Genomic DNA, 14,988 nt, shown 5'->3' on the forward strand with positions numbered 1-14,988 from the left:
TATTATAATCAACCTGGCTGTGGGTGGCTATAGTTGCGCTTTCTGTACGGGGGAGAAGCTACAGTACAGAACATTTTGTTCTATCTGATCCTGACATCTTCAGGGGCAGGTTATGGGAATATCTCATAGAATCTGGCGACAACACGTCGCTGCCTTTCTCTGATGAACTGACATCAACGTAATATTTCAACCATCTTCACAGAATCTCCACAATCTCTTCATTATCAGAATATGCATCATGAATAAGATAAAAATACTTTCCATTACTTTGGAGAAACGTATAATTAGCCAAAATGAGAATGATCATTCTCACTAAGTGGAAGGCCAGGAGACAGAAATGACGAGCAAGCTGGAGATACGTCACAAACAGCGCCAGGATGAAATCATCAACGCCGCCCGTCGGTGTTTTCATCGCTGCGGTTTTCATGCCGCCAGTATGTCGCAAATTGCCAGCGAAGCTCAGCTTAGCGTCGGGCAGATCTACCGTTACTTCGCCAATAAAGACGCCATTATTGAAGAGATGGTTCGCCGTATCATCGACTTTCGTATTGCTCAGATGGACATTGACGCGCGTACCGATCGCTTCCCGGAAGTCCTTGCCTTGCGGAAATCCTTAAATGAAGACGACGACGCGTTGATGCTGGAAGTGGCCGCAGAAGCAACACGCAACCCGCGGGTGATGGCAATGCTCGAGGAAGCTGACGCCAGAATGTTCGCTAACGGTTGTGCGCATATGAAAAGAATGCATCCCCATCTTAGCGATGAGCACATTCGTTGTTGCGTTGAGGTGCTCGCCACTATGATGGAAGGTACGGTTTATCGTCGTTTAACACCGCAAAAAAGCGATCCACAACGTCTGCAGGAAATATATCAGGATATTATTAGTATGTTGATAAATAAATAAGAACAGAATTAACCGATAGCGGGGGATATTAATCCCCCTTATTTCATTGCGAAATTTATTTCGCGATGCGGGTTCGTTATATCTGAATATCCCTGACATATCCTCATTAATTTTAATGAGGAGGGTATTGTTCACCCTGGAGAAAATAATGAAGTATATAGCAACGTCTGTAGTGGCAATGCTGCTCTTATCTGGTTGTGATAATACGCAAAATAACAATTCATCCCCGTCGGAAACAGAAGTGGGCGTTGTTACGCTCAAATCTCAACCGGTTTCTGTAGTCAGTGAATTAACCGGGCGCACCAGTGCGGCACTCAGTGCTGAAGTACGTCCGCAGGTTGGGGGAATTATCCAGAAACGCTTGTTTAAGGAAGGTGATCTGGTTAAGGCCGGACAGCTGCTCTACCAGATTGATTCGGCCAGTTATCGGGCGGCATGGAATGAAGCCCGTGCTGCGTTGCAACAGGCGCAGGCACTGGTAAAAGCCGATTGCCAGAAAGCGCAGCGTTATGCCCGACTGGTGAAAGATAGCGGCGTGTCACAACAGGATGCTGATGATGCTCAGTCTACCTGTGCACAAGATAAAGCCAGTGTAGAAGCGAAAAAAGCTGCGCTGGAAACCGCGCGAATTAATCTTGACTGGACCACGGTCACCGCGCCGATTTCCGGGCGCATAGGCATTTCGTCGGTGACGCCTGGCGCACTGGTAACCGCGTCGCAGGATACGGCGTTAACGACTATTCGTGGTCTGGAAACGATGTACGTTGATCTCACTCGCTCCAGTGTCGATTTACTGCGTCTGCGCAAACAGTCGCTGGCAACCAACAGCGATACCATGAGCGTCTCACTTATCCTGGAAGATGGTACAACGTATAGCGAAAAAGGTCGGCTGGAACTCACCGAAGTGGCCGTTGATGAATCTACCGGTTCGGTGACATTACGGGCGATTTTCCCTAATCCACAGCAGCAGTTGTTACCGGGTATGTTTGTTCGCGCTCGTGTCGATGAAGGCGTGATGGAAAACGCTATTCTCGCGCCGCAACAAGGTGTTACGCGTGATGCTAAAGGTAATGCTACCGCGCTGGTGGTGAATAAAGACAATAAAGTAGAGCAGCGCACGCTCGAAACGGGAGAAACCTACGGTGATAAATGGCTGGTGTTGAACGGCCTGCACAACGGTGACCGACTGATTGTCGAAGGTTCCGCCAAAGTAACTTCAGGGCAGACCGTCAAGGCCGTTGAGGTTCAGGCTAATGGAGGCAATGCCTGATGTTTTCGCGTTTTTTTGTTCGCAGACCCGTCTTTGCCTGGGTTATCGCCATTTTGATTATGTTGGCGGGGATTCTGGCCATTCGCACATTACCCGTCGCGCAATATCCTGATGTTGCGCCGCCGACCATCAGAATTTCAGCTACTTATACCGGTGCTTCTGCCGAAACGCTGGAAAACAGCGTAACTCAGGTTATCGAACAACAACTTACCGGGCTGGATAATTTGCTCTACTTCAGCTCCACCAGTAGTTCGGATGGCTCAGTCAGTATTAACGTGACGTTTGAACAAGGCACTGACCCTGATACCGCGCAGGTGCAGGTACAAAATAAAATACAGCAGGCGGAGTCACGTTTACCGAGCGAAGTACAGCAAACCGGTGTCACGGTGGAGAAATCACAAAGCAACTTTTTGCTGATTGCTGCCGTATATGACACTACCGACAAAGCGACCAGTTCCGATATTGCTGACTGGCTGGTGAGTAATCTTCAGGACCCGCTGGCGCGTGTTGAAGGCGTAGGGAGTCTGCAAGTTTTTGGGGCTGAATATGCGATGCGCATCTGGCTTGATCCAGCCAAACTGGCCTCATACTCGCTGATGCCATCCGATGTACAAAGTGCAATTGAAGCGCAAAACGTGCAAGTTACTGCCGGGAAAATCGGTGCTTTACCGTCATCGAACACGCAACAATTGACGGCAACAGTTCGTGCTCAGTCACGCTTGCAAACCGTTGAGCAATTTAAAAATATCATTGTTAAAAGCCAGTCAGACGGCGCGGTTGTTCGCATCAAGGATGTGGCTCGCGTTGAGATGGGTAGCGAAGATTATAACGCCATCAGTAAGTTGAACGGTCATCCGGCCGCAGGGGTAGCCGTGATGCTCTCACCGGGAGCGAATGCGTTAAATACGGCGACGCTGGTAAAGGATAAAATCGCAGAATTTCAGCGCAACATGCCACAGGGATACGACATCGCTTACCCAAAAGACAGCACTGAATTTATTAAAATCTCCGTAGAGGACGTAATTCAGACGCTGTTTGAAGCCATCGTACTGGTGGTTTGTGTGATGTATTTATTCCTGCAAAACCTGCGCGCTACGCTGATCCCGGCGTTAGCCGTGCCGGTCGTTTTGCTGGGGACGTTTGGCGTTCTTGCGTTGTTTGGCTATTCGATTAATACCCTGACGTTATTTGCAATGGTACTGGCGATCGGCCTGTTGGTGGACGATGCCATTGTGGTGGTGGAGAACGTCGAACGTATTATGCGTGACGAAGGACTGCCTGCGCGTGAAGCAACGGAAAAATCAATGGGCGAAATTTCTGGCGCTCTGGTTGCTATTGCTCTGGTACTGTCTGCCGTATTTCTGCCAATGGCGTTCTTTGGGGGATCTACGGGGGTAATTTATCGTCAGTTTTCGATAACCATTATTTCCGCCATGCTGCTTTCCGTGGTGGTCGCATTAACGCTGACTCCTGCGCTTTGTGGTTCTGTCCTCCATCATGTTCCACCGCATAAAAAAGGTTTTTTCGGCGCATTCAACCGCTTTTACCGTCGTACTGAAGAAAAGTACCAGCATGGCGTCCTTTATGTTTTGCGTCGTGCGGTGCGGGCTATGGGTGTCTATGTCGTGCTGGGCGGTGGAATGGCTCTGATGATGTGGAAACTGCCGGGCAGTTTCTTACCCACTGAAGACCAGGGCGAAATCATGGTGCAGTACACGCTGCCAGCCGGAGCGACCGCAGCTCGTACAGCAGAAGTAAACCGCCAGATTGTTGACTGGTTCCTGGTAAACGAAAAAGCAAACACTGATGTCATTTTTACCGTTGATGGTTTTAGTTTTAGTGGTAGCGGGCAGAACACCGGGATGGCGTTTGTCTCGTTGAAAAACTGGTCACAACGTAAGGGTGCAGAAAATACCGCCCAGGCCATTGCTTTACGGGCAACCAAAGAGTTGGGGGCAATTCGTGATGCTACGGTATTTGCCATGACTCCACCTGCGGTTGATGGTCTGGGGCATAGCAATGGCTTTACGTTTGAATTAATGGCAAGTGGTGCTACTGACCGTGAAACCTTACTTCAAATGCGTAACAAGTTGATTGAACAGGCTAATCAAAGCCCTGAGCTGATTTCTGTACGTGCCAATGACCTGCCGCAAATGCCGCAATTGCAGGTAGATATTGATAACAATAAAGCTGTATCGCTGGGTTTGAGTTTAAGTGATGTCACCGATACGCTGGCCAGCGCGTGGGGCGGTACTTATGTGAATGACTTTATTGACCGTGGCCGTGTGAAAAAAGTCTACATTCAGGGCGACAGTGAGTTTCGTTCTGCGCCGTCAGACTTAGGGAAATGGTTTGTGCGCGGTAGCGATAACGCCATGACGCCATTCTCTGCTTTTGCTACTACGCGCTGGATCTATGGCCCGGAAAAACTGGTGCGTTACAACGGCTCCGCGGCTTATGAAATTCAGGGGGAAAACGCGAGTGGTTTTAGTTCTGGCGACGCGATGGCAAAAATGGAAGCTCTGGCAAACAACCTTCCGGCAGGGACAACCTGGGCCTGGAGTGGCTTGTCATTGCAGGAGAAACTGGCCAGCGGTCAGGCACTGAGTCTGTATGCGGTCTCTATTCTGGTGGTTTTCCTCTGCCTTGCAGCACTATACGAAAGTTGGTCAGTTCCGTTCTCGGTCATTCTGGTGATCCCGCTGGGGCTGCTCGGTGCGGCGCTGGCGGCCTGGATGCGTGATTTAAACAACGACGTTTACTTCCAGGTGGCGCTATTAACCACTATCGGTTTGTCGTCGAAAAACGCCATTCTGATTGTGGAATTTGCCGAAGCGGCGGTTGCTGAGGGCTATTCCCTGAGTCGTGCGGCATTACGCGCGGCGCAGACCCGTTTACGTCCAATCATCATGACCTCGCTGGCGTTTATTGCGGGGGTTATGCCGCTGGCGATGGCGACCGGTGCAGGTGCGAACAGCCGCATCGCCATTGGTACGGGCATTATTGGCGGTACGCTGGCCGCTACATTACTGGCCATCTTCTTCGTTCCTCTGTTTTTTGTGCTGGTTAAACGTCTGTTTGCCGGTAAACCGCGCCGTCAGGAGTAAGTTATGTTGCGTCGTTCTCTAATTTTTCTGGTGCTGTTGAGTGCGGGATGTGTCTCGCTCGATCCCCACTACAGCACGCCCGAATCCCCAATCCCGGCGAGCTTGCCGGGAGCACAGGGGCAGGGGAAGGCAATCAGCCATGACTGGCAACAGGTGATCCACGATCCCCGATTGCAGCAAGTGGTGACCATTGCACTGAACAGTAACCGCGATGTGCAAAAAGCGATTGCTGATATTGACTCAGCGCGGGCGCTCTATGGGCAAACTAATGCGTCGTTATTCCCGACGGTGAATGCAACCTTAAGTTCGACCCGCAGTCGTTCGCTGGCGAATGGCACGGGGACCACTGCTGAGGCTGACGGTACGGTGTCCAGTTTTACGTTAGATCTGTTTGGTCGTAATCAGAGTTTGTCACGGGCAGCGCGAGAAACCTGGCTTGCCAGTGAATTTACAGCCCAGAACACCCGTTTAACGCTGATTGCCGAAATCAGCACCGCCTGGCTGACCCTGGCGGCCGATAACAGCAACCTGGCTCTGGCAAAAGAAACGATGGCCAGCGCAGAGAACTCATTGAAAATTATCCAGCGCCAGCAGCAGGTTGGCACGGCGGCAGCGACAGATGTCAGCGAGGCGATGAGTATCTATCAGCAGGCGCGCGCCAGCGTTGCCAGCTATCAGACGCAAGTGATGCAGGATAAAAATGCCCTGAACTTACTGGCGGGTACAACACTTACGGAAAATCTGCTACCGGGAACACTGGAAAGCCTGCCGGAGCAGATGATAAGCCTGGTTCCTGCGGGAGTGTCATCTGACGTTTTGCTGCGTCGCCCGGATATCCAGGAAGCGGAACATAATCTGAAGAGCGCCAATGCTGATATTGGTGCCGCGCGGGCTAACTTTTTCCCGACGATTTCGCTGACTGCAAGTGCTGGCGTCGGCAGCGACGCATTATCGTCGCTGTTCAGCCACGGAATGCAGGTCTGGTCATTTGCGCCCTCGGTAACATTACCGCTGTTCACCGGCGGTAGTAATCTGGCGCAGCTTCGTTACGCAGAAGCACAAAAGCGCGGGCTTATTGCCACCTATGAGAAAACCGTTCAGAGCGCTTTCAAAGATGTTGCTGACGCGCTGGCTCGTAGAGCAACAGTTGAAGAACAACTGGATGCACAGCGTCAGTATGTTAAAGCTGAACAACAAACGGTCGATATTGGCCTGCGCCGCTATCAGGCCGGTGTCGGTGATTACCTGACCGTGTTGACGGCACAACGCACTTTGTGGAGCGCACAGCAGGCGTTACTGGCATTGCAACTAGCTGATTTCACAAACCGGGTAACACTCTGGCAGTCGCTGGGCGGCGGCATGTCATCACTTAAGTAAGGAATAGTATGGCTAGAGTCTCTCTTTCATGGGCATTGATTCTTGGTCTTTTAGCCGGTATCGGCCCGATGTGTACTGACCTTTATTTGCCCGCATTACCTGAGATGTCGGAGCAACTGGCGACAACCACGACCATAACGCAATTGACGTTGACCGCGTCACTAATCGGTCTTGGCGTAGGGCAACTGTTATTTGGCCCTCTGAGCGACAAAATAGGACGTAAACGCCCGTTAATCTTGTCGTTACTATTGTTTATTGTCTCCTCCATTTTGTGCGCGACAACTAACAATATTTACTGGCTGGTGGTCTGGCGTTTTATTCAGGGGATCGCGGGGGCAGGTGGTTCGGTGCTCTCTCGTTCTATTGCTCGTGACAAATATCAGGGGGTAACGCTGACCCAGTTCTTTGCACTGTTAATGACGGTGAACGGCCTGGCTCCGGTATTGTCGCCAGTGCTGGGAGGTTACATTGTCAGCACCTTTGACTGGCGCACTTTATTCTGGGTAATGGCTGAAATTAGCACCGTACTGTTGCTGGGCTGTCTGTTATTTATCCATGAGACATTGCCAGAAAATAAAAGGGGCTCATCATTACTATTAACCGGACGAAGTGTGGTGCAGAACCGCCGTTTCATGCGTTTTTGCCTGATTCAAAGTTTTATGCTGGCTGGCTTGTTTGCGTACATCGGTTCTTCGTCTTTCGTATTACAGAAAGAATTTGGCTTTAGCCCAATGCAATTCAGCCTGGTGTTTGGCCTTAACGGCATCGGGCTTATCATCGCTTCATGGATCTTCTCACGACTGGCCCGACGACTTAACCCGATGAAATTGTTGAGAGTCGGCCTGGTAGCGGCGATTCTGTGTGCATTGCTCACTGTCTTATGTGCATGGTTGCAGTTACCCATTCCGGCACTGGTGGCATTATTTTTCACCATCGCATTTTGTAGCGGCATAGGCACTGTTGGTGGGGCTGAGGCAATGAGTGCTGTAGGGACGCAAGAATCAGGAACGGCATCTGCGCTGATGGGGATGAGTATGTTTGTCTTTGGCGGTATAGCTGCGCCGTTATCGGGAGTAGGTGGGGAAACTCTGTTAAAAATGAGCCTGGCGATTACGGTGTGTTACACGCTGGCATTGCTGGTTGCTCTCACCAGAATCGACAGTCAGAAGTAATGGATTAATGAATGCCTCATTCTGACGGGGATTTCCCCCTGTCAGAATGAGGCGCCGAAGATTAACGATCTTTGCGCCACGCATCTGCCGTCAACGCTTCGCCAAAGTGCCCGGAAATGAGCCGCTTGGTGAGTTCATGTAGCGGCGATGCCAGCACGTCAGCCGTACTGCCGCGCTCGACCACTTCGCCCTGATGCATGACCAGAACCTGGTCGCTGATATGCTTCATCATCCCGATGTGTTGGGTAACATAAATATAAGAAATGCCCTGTTTCTCTTGTAACTCCAGCATCAGGTTAATCAACTGCGAACGCATCGACATATCCAGCGAGGCGAGAGCTTCATCCGCGATAATGACTTTAGGGCGCAATATTAGTGCGCGAGCCAGACCCAGACGCTGTTTTTGCCCTGGTGCCAACATATGCGGATAGTAACTGACGTGATCCGGCAGCAGTCCGACCATACGCATCGTTTCAATAATCTGTTTGCGCCGCTGCTCAGGCTCGAGGTCAGTGTTCAGGCGCAGCGGAAAATCCAGGATCTGCGAGATACGCTGACGTGGATTCAACGAGGTCGACGGGTCCTGAAAGATCATGCGAATCCGCTGGCTGCGGAAAGAGTAATCGCCAAAATGCAGCGGATGATCGTCAATCAATAACTCACCGCTGGTTGGCTCAATCATTCCCGCCAGCATTTTCGCCAGCGTCGATTTTCCGGAACCGTTCTCGCCAATAATCGCCAGCGTCTGGCGTTCACGCAGCGTAAAGCTCAAGGGTTTTACGGCTTCTACGGTCTGACGACGAAACCAGCCGGTTCGGTAGCGGAACGTTTTGCTTAAATTACGCACTTCGAGCAGGGTTTCTATCATCTCACTCTTTCTCCATGTTCAGCGGGAAATGACAGGCATAGAGATGATTTTTCGCCCCCGTCAAACGCGGCGTCACAATACATTCTCGTTGTGCATACGGGCAACGTGGTCCCAGACGACAGCCAATCGGTAATTGTTCCAGCAGAGGGATGGCACCGGGCAGCGTATTGAGGCGACTTTTATGCGGCATCGCGCTGCCGAAGTCCGGTATCGCGCGGATCAACGCCTGGGTATAAGGATGATGCGGCATCGTCACCAGCTCCTTACTTGGCGCGGATTCCACCGTTTGGCCACAGTAAAGCACGTTAATTTTATCCGCCCATTGGCTAAGCATTTGTAAGTCATGGCTGATAAGCAAAATGGTGGTGTTACTGTTCTGATTCAGACGCGTCAGCAGGCGAAAAATTTGCGCCTGGGTGGTTGGCTCCATCGAGTTTGTCGGTTCGTCAGCTATCAGCAGACGTGGTTGATTTGCCAGCGCGATGGCAATCATCACTTTCTGGCATTCACCTTCGGTTAACTCATACGGAAAGCTGCGCATCGCATCTTTGTGATCTTTAATCCCCACACGGTGCAGCAGCTCAATGGCACGGCGTTTGCGCCAGCCAAAACGCTGCCACCAACGCCCTTTGTAGGTCCAGGCCGGGATGTTTTGCATCAACTGACGACCCACACGTTCAGAAGGGTCGAGACACGATTGCGGTTCCTGAAAGATCATCGATACATTGTGCCCAACCAGCTTGCGCCGTTCGCGCGCGGAGAGACGCAACAGATCGATATCATCAAAACGCATACGGTCAGCGGTAACACGCCAGTTATCTTTATTAACGCCACAAATCGCTTTCGCAATCAAACTTTTGCCGGAGCCAGACTCGCCAACAAGGCCACGGATTTCACCTTCGGTTAAGGTCATACTCACGCGGTCAACGGCTTTAACCCACTCATCACCGGTTTTAAATTCAATGGTCAGGTTACGAATATCCAGTAACGGCATTATTCCACCCCCGCAATAATCGCACGACGTACACCATCGCCAAGGAGGTTAACCAACAACACGCTGATCATAATTGCCGCTCCCGGCAGCATCACGGTCCACGGGGCGACATAAATCAGCTCCAGTGCATCGCCAAGCATCGCTCCCCATTCAGGCGAGGGGAGTTGCGCGCCGAGATCGAGAAAGCCCAGCGCGGCGATATCAAGAATTGCCATCGACAGTGCGCGGGTGATCTCTGTGACCAGTCCGGCGGTAATGTTCGGCAACACGGCAAACCAGAGAATATTCAGCGTCGTTGCGCCATCCAGACGGGCAGCAATAACGTACTCTTTTTCCAGCTCATCATGCACCATGCTGTAGACCGAACGCACCATACGCGGCAGTAACGCCAGCCAGACGGCAAACATTGCGTGCGACAAACTCGGCCCGGCAAACGCGACGACGATAATCGCCAGCAGCAGGGACGGGATCGCCAGTAAAGTATCCAGAATATGGTTAAGCACCGCTGACCGTAAACCATGCGTAGCACCGGCGAAGGTGCCGAGCACAAGACCACAGATTGTCGCGGCAAGTGTCACCACAAATGCGCCGCCGACGGTAGGCGCAGCACCGCTCAGTAAACGGCTTAAAACATCGCGACCAAGGTCATCGGTGCCGAGGAAAAAAGAGACTTCTCCGTAGCGCGACCATGACGGCGGCAACAATTGATAACCGAGAAATTGCTGGTCGATGTCGTAAGGCGCAAACCAGCCGCCAAAAATACACAACACAGCCAGCCCCGCGCAGCCGTACAGGCCGACCATTGCAGCGGCATCACCATAGAATTTGCGCCAGGCGGTACGCAGCGTGCCGGGCGGGCGCTTCTCGCTGTATACGCTATCGTAAGGCATACCATTCCTTATGTTTCAGAGGGTTAGCCATGGCACCCAAAATATCAGAAATCACGTTAACAATAATGACCAGTGAACCGCAGACCATCACTCCGGCGGAAATGGCTGCGTAATCCTGCTGGCGGATGGCGTTAATTAACCAGCGGCCAAGTCCAGGCCAGCTAAAGACCATTTCGGTGATCATCGCCAGTGTCAGCATGGTGGAGAACTGTAATCCCAGGCGAGGGATGACAGGAGGTAACGCGTTATGTAACACGTGGCGACGCAAAATAGTAAAGCGCGACAAACCGCGGGTTGCCGCTGCTTTCACATAGTTCTGGTCATACACTTCGATGGTGCTGATACGCATCAGACGGATCACTTCGGTAGTCGGTGCAACCGACAGGGTGATGACTGGCAATACCATATGACGCATTGCGCTCATGATCATTTCATCCCGCCACGGTGAGTCCGAAAGCCAGGCATCAATCAACGCAAAACCGGTAATCGGTTTCACTTCGTAGAGCAGATCGAAACGCCCTGAAACGGGCAGCCAGCCTAATGTAAGCGAACAAAACAGCGTCAACAGAAGTGCCAGCCAGAAAACAGGGATTGAAAAGCCCAATAACGCGATGGCGTTGATCAAATTATCCTGCCACTTATGGCGTGTAATTCCGGCAATCATCCCCACGGGGATCCCAACAATCAGCGCAAAACCGAAGGCGAGAATGCACAGCTCCATCGTCGCCGGGAAGACCTCTTTTAACTGCTCGGCAATCGGCTGACCGTTAATGCTGGAAACGCCAAAATCCCAGTGGATCAGGCCGTTAAACCAGAACACCCATGCATTCCACAGCGACGCGCCTTGTAACGGCGCATGTGGCGTGAAATAGCTCAAACTGAAGCCAACAAAGGTCAGCAGGAACAAGGTCACGATCAATAACAAAATGCGGCGTAAGGTGAAGATAATCATGGTTTTTTCACCTCATTTTGCTTTTCGCGGTACACCCCTGCGAAGGAGGCGTTACCAAACGGGCTAAGAACCAGCCCTTTGATATCGTAACGGTAGGCCTGCAAGCGCAGTGACGAGGCCAGCGGCAGAATGGGCAACTCCTGCGCCAGAATACTTTGCGCTTCGTCATAGGCTTCAATACGCGCAGCCAGTTGCTGCGAGGAGAGCGCCTTACGCAATACGCTGTCAAATTTCGGATCGCACCAGTGGGCAAGGTTGGTCTGGGAGTGAATGGCCGCACAGCTCAGTAACGGACGGAAGAAACTGTCCGGATCATTACTGTCCGTCGCCCAACCGGATAACGTCAGATCATGGCTCATATCCATCAATCGCGCCTCCTGAAAACGACCTTCTACCGGTACAATCACCACTTTCACGCCGACCTGCGCCATATCCGCCTGAATGAGTTCGGCGGTCTTCAGCGGGCTGGGGTTCCACGCCTGTGAGCGCGTCGGCACCCACAGTTTCAGCGTTAAGTTTTCCAGCCCCAACGCCTTCAACTGTTCGCGTGATTTCGCTGGATTGTATTCGGTAATTTTAGCCTCGTTGTCATAAGCCCACGAGGCGCGCGGTAAAATTGAGGCCGCAGTTTCAGCCGTACCGTAATAGATAGATTGCATCAGGCGCTGGTTATTGATCGACAACGCCAGCGCGTGGCGGACTGCTGGATTATTTAGCGGCGGTTTGGCGGTGTTAAACGCCAGATAGGCAACGTTCATCCCCGGACGCAGCGTTAAACGCAAACGCGGGTCATCGCGCAAAATAGATAGCTGACTGGCAGCGGGCCAGGCCAGAACGTCACATTCACCGGTCAAGAGTTTCGACAGCCGTCCGGTGCCGCCAGAGCCTAAATCCACCACCACCTGCGGCATCAACGGCTTGCCTCGCCAGAATTCATCATGACGTTGTAAGCGAATATATTGCCCCGTGCGATTTTCCGACAGTTTATACGGTCCGGTGCCGACGGGCTGGCGGTCGAGTTGCTCCTGGCGATCTTCTTGCTCTAACTTCTGGGCGTATTCGGCAGACATTACCGACGCATAGTGGGTTGCCAGGTGCCATAAAAAGGAGGCGTCAGGCTGGGACAGACGGAACTCAACGGTGTGATTATCCAGCTTGCGGACGCTTTTAACGTTGTCGGCAAATTGCAGACTGTCGAAATAGGGGAAGTTGCTACCGTTGACGTTATGCCACGGGTTGCTGCGGTCAAAAATTCGCTGGAAGGTAAACACCACATCATCGGCATTCATTTTGCGTGTGGGAGTAAACCAGGCCGTTTTTTGAAACGGGACATCGCGGCGCAGGTGGAAGCGATAGGTCGCGCCGTTGTCGAGCACTTCCCAGCTTTCGGCAAGTTCCGGCATCAGACGATAGGTATAAGGATCGACATCCAGCAGTCGATCATAAAACTGGGCGGCAAGGGTATCGACAATTAACCCACTGCTCGCTTTGGATGGGTTAAAGGTGTTGACTTGTCCGCTGACGCAATAGACAAAACCGCTGTCGCGGATATCAGCGTGCGGGGCGGGTTCAGGCGCGGCTATTGCCTGACCACTCACAAGTCCAGCAATCACCAAAAGAGACGATAATACCTGGCGCATAATATTAAGGGATTTTATGTAAAGAGGCTATCTTACTAATATTTAATGACATTTGCCATTACCGTTTGTGTTCAGGGGTCGTAATGAGGGCCGTGTGGTTGGTCGTTGAACAGGTGGCGTCGCCATCTGTTCAACATTCGTACCCGTGATTTCTTTATAACTATAACTCACAGAACAACTTAGCGAGGTGCAGACAGGCGCGATCGTGAGACTGACTGCAGATTGCTGACAAGGTGTGTCTCATTTTTAGCCGGATGCGGTACGGCCTACAATCCTGGCCGGGCGTCCACTATTAAATGATTACTCATTACCCCATTGATTCAAGAACTCTGCGATCTCATCAATGTGCGCGGGATTAATCCCTGCTTCAGCGGCCATTTCATGCTGGGCTTCTTCGCTGATCTCTTCATTGTTCATCAAACGGGTGAGCAGTAACTGGAAGTAGTGGGCCAGCGCCGTGCGCTCAGATTCTGCGACAGATTTTGCGCATTCGCTCGCGTATTCATCGGCAATATCGAAATATTTCAGTGGGATATCGTGGTTCATGGTTTACCCTGGGGTTAATGCGTTAAGCATAGGGGCGGATGATAGCACTCGTGATCCGGGTCATACATCTTTTTATAGATAACGGCGCTGCGCACCGCCAGTGCGCCAGGCTGCGTCTGGCGAAACCCGTATCATGCACTAGCTGACAGTATATTGAATTTAAACGGTTTTGTTGGTCGAACAGGACGTTTACGCCGCATCCGGCAAGTGACATTGCCTAACCCCGCTAAATCTGGTGCTTTTTCAACAATGCGCGGAACTGATGATAGGTTAATCCCAGTAATTCAGCCGCGCGTTTCTGGTTATATTTCCCCTGTTGCAAACTGAGCTGAAGTAACTCTTTTTCCTGCAGCATCTGAAATTCGCGCAAATCCACCGGCAACGCCGGAAGTGATGTCGTTTCTGAAACGGCGATAGCTTCTTCCGGTGGACGCTGTTTAAAGGGATCAATAATGATGTCATCAAGCGGATAATCGCTGGTGCCGTGGCGATACACCGAACGTTCCACCACGTTTTTCAATTCACGAATATTTCCCGGCCAGCGATAATTTAGCAGCGTTTCTCTGGCGCGTTCCGTAAAACCCGGGAATAGAGGCAGTTTGATTTCCCGACACATTTGGATGGCAAAGTGTTCCGCCATCAGCATAATATCGCCTTCACGCTCACGCAGCGGCGGCAGTTGCACCACGTCGAAAGCCAGACGGTCGAGCAGGTCGGCGCGAAAAGTGCCTTCATTGACCATCGCCGGAAGGTCGGCGTTCGTGGCACATACCAGCCGCACATTGACCTGTAATGGCTGACTACCGCCGACGCGTTCCAGTTCACCATACTCGATCACGCGCAACAATTTTTCCTGCACCATCATCGGTGCCGTAGCGAGTTCATCAAGAAACAACGTGCCGCCGTCTGCGCGTTCAAATCGTCCCGGATGACGTTTTTGCGCGCCGGTAAACGCGCCAGCTTCATGGCCAAACAGTTCGGAATCCAGCAGATTTTCATTTAACGCCGCGCAGTTAAGAGAAATAAACGGCCCTTGCCAACGCGAAGAAAGGTAGTGCAGGCGGCTGGCGATCAACTCTTTACCGGTGCCGCGCTCGCCAATAATCAACACTGGTTTGTCCAGCGGCGCGAGATGCGAAACCTGTTCCAGCACTTCGAGAAAGCTGTTCGCTTCACCGAGTAAGTTATCTTTGTATTCAGCCATGATGAAATTCGCCACTTGTTAGTGTAATTCGCTAATTCATCCTGGCATGTTGCTGTTGAATCTT

Annotated in this window: 12 protein-coding genes; 5 read left to right on the forward strand and 7 right to left on the reverse strand. The window is 51.7% G+C overall.

Annotated elements, in window-relative coordinates; genetic code table 11:
- Positions 1 to 337: 337 nt before the first annotated feature.
- The 5 genes from BEA93_RS05855 (at position 338) to BEA93_RS05875 (ending at position 7,830) form a co-directional block, all read left to right on the forward strand.
- Positions 338 to 904: a TetR/AcrR family transcriptional regulator gene (locus BEA93_RS05855; RefSeq protein WP_000202112.1), complete on the forward strand. Its 567-nt coding sequence runs from the start codon at positions 338 to 340 to the stop codon at positions 902 to 904.
- 148 nt (positions 905 to 1,052) lie between these two features.
- Positions 1,053 to 2,174 carry an efflux RND transporter periplasmic adaptor subunit gene (locus BEA93_RS05860; protein ID WP_105224587.1) on the forward strand — a complete coding sequence of 374 codons (1,122 nt, stop codon included), beginning with the start codon at positions 1,053 to 1,055 and terminating at the stop codon, positions 2,172 to 2,174.
- A complete protein-coding gene (locus BEA93_RS05865) occupies positions 2,174 to 5,281 on the forward strand; it encodes an efflux RND transporter permease subunit (protein WP_172954569.1) in 3,108 nt (1,035 codons plus the stop codon). Before BEA93_RS05860 ends, BEA93_RS05865 begins: the two co-directional genes overlap by 1 nt.
- Before the next feature lie 3 nt (positions 5,282 to 5,284).
- Positions 5,285 to 6,658: an efflux transporter outer membrane subunit gene (locus tag BEA93_RS05870; protein WP_105224586.1), complete on the forward strand. Its 1,374-nt coding sequence runs from the start codon at positions 5,285 to 5,287 to the stop codon at positions 6,656 to 6,658.
- 8 nt (positions 6,659 to 6,666) lie between these two features.
- Positions 6,667 to 7,830: a multidrug effflux MFS transporter gene (locus BEA93_RS05875; protein ID WP_016248748.1), complete on the forward strand. Its 1,164-nt coding sequence runs from the start codon at positions 6,667 to 6,669 to the stop codon at positions 7,828 to 7,830.
- Positions 7,831 to 7,891: 61 nt separating this feature from the next.
- Here BEA93_RS05875 and sapF read toward each other — a convergent pair whose 3' ends face one another.
- The 7 genes from sapF to pspF form a co-directional block, all read right to left on the reverse strand.
- Positions 7,892 to 8,698, reverse strand: coding sequence for a peptide ABC transporter ATP-binding protein SapF (gene sapF / locus BEA93_RS05880; protein WP_000573415.1), 807 nt, complete (start codon positions 8,696 to 8,698; stop codon positions 7,892 to 7,894).
- Position 8,699: 1 nt separating this feature from the next.
- Positions 8,700 to 9,692, reverse strand: coding sequence for a peptide ABC transporter ATP-binding protein SapD (gene sapD, locus BEA93_RS05885; RefSeq protein ID WP_001128856.1), 993 nt, complete (start codon positions 9,690 to 9,692; stop codon positions 8,700 to 8,702).
- Positions 9,692 to 10,582, reverse strand: coding sequence for a peptide ABC transporter permease SapC (gene sapC / locus BEA93_RS05890; protein WP_001146144.1), 891 nt, complete (start codon positions 10,580 to 10,582; stop codon positions 9,692 to 9,694). Before sapC ends, sapD begins: the two co-directional genes overlap by 1 nt.
- Positions 10,569 to 11,534, reverse strand: coding sequence for a putrescine export ABC transporter permease SapB (gene sapB, locus BEA93_RS05895; RefSeq protein WP_000583280.1), 966 nt, complete (start codon positions 11,532 to 11,534; stop codon positions 10,569 to 10,571). The genes sapC and sapB overlap by 14 nt, the downstream gene beginning before the upstream one ends.
- Positions 11,531 to 13,174, reverse strand: coding sequence for an ABC transporter substrate-binding protein SapA (gene sapA, locus BEA93_RS05900; RefSeq protein WP_001250188.1), 1,644 nt, complete (start codon positions 13,172 to 13,174; stop codon positions 11,531 to 11,533). Before sapA ends, sapB begins: the two co-directional genes overlap by 4 nt.
- A gap of 300 nt (positions 13,175 to 13,474) precedes the next feature.
- On the reverse strand, positions 13,475 to 13,720 hold the full coding sequence (locus BEA93_RS05910) for a YmjA family protein (protein WP_001015094.1): 246 nt from the start codon (positions 13,718 to 13,720) through the stop codon (positions 13,475 to 13,477).
- A 226-nt stretch (positions 13,721 to 13,946) separates the two neighbouring features.
- Positions 13,947 to 14,924, reverse strand: a complete 978-nt coding sequence (pspF, locus tag BEA93_RS05915; RefSeq protein WP_001516479.1) for a phage shock protein operon transcriptional activator — start codon at positions 14,922 to 14,924, stop codon at positions 13,947 to 13,949.
- Between the last annotated feature and the right edge of the window lie 64 nt (positions 14,925 to 14,988).

Source organism: Escherichia sp. MOD1-EC5950, assembly GCF_002965345.1.
Lineage (GTDB): Bacteria > Pseudomonadota > Gammaproteobacteria > Enterobacterales > Enterobacteriaceae > Escherichia > Escherichia marmotae.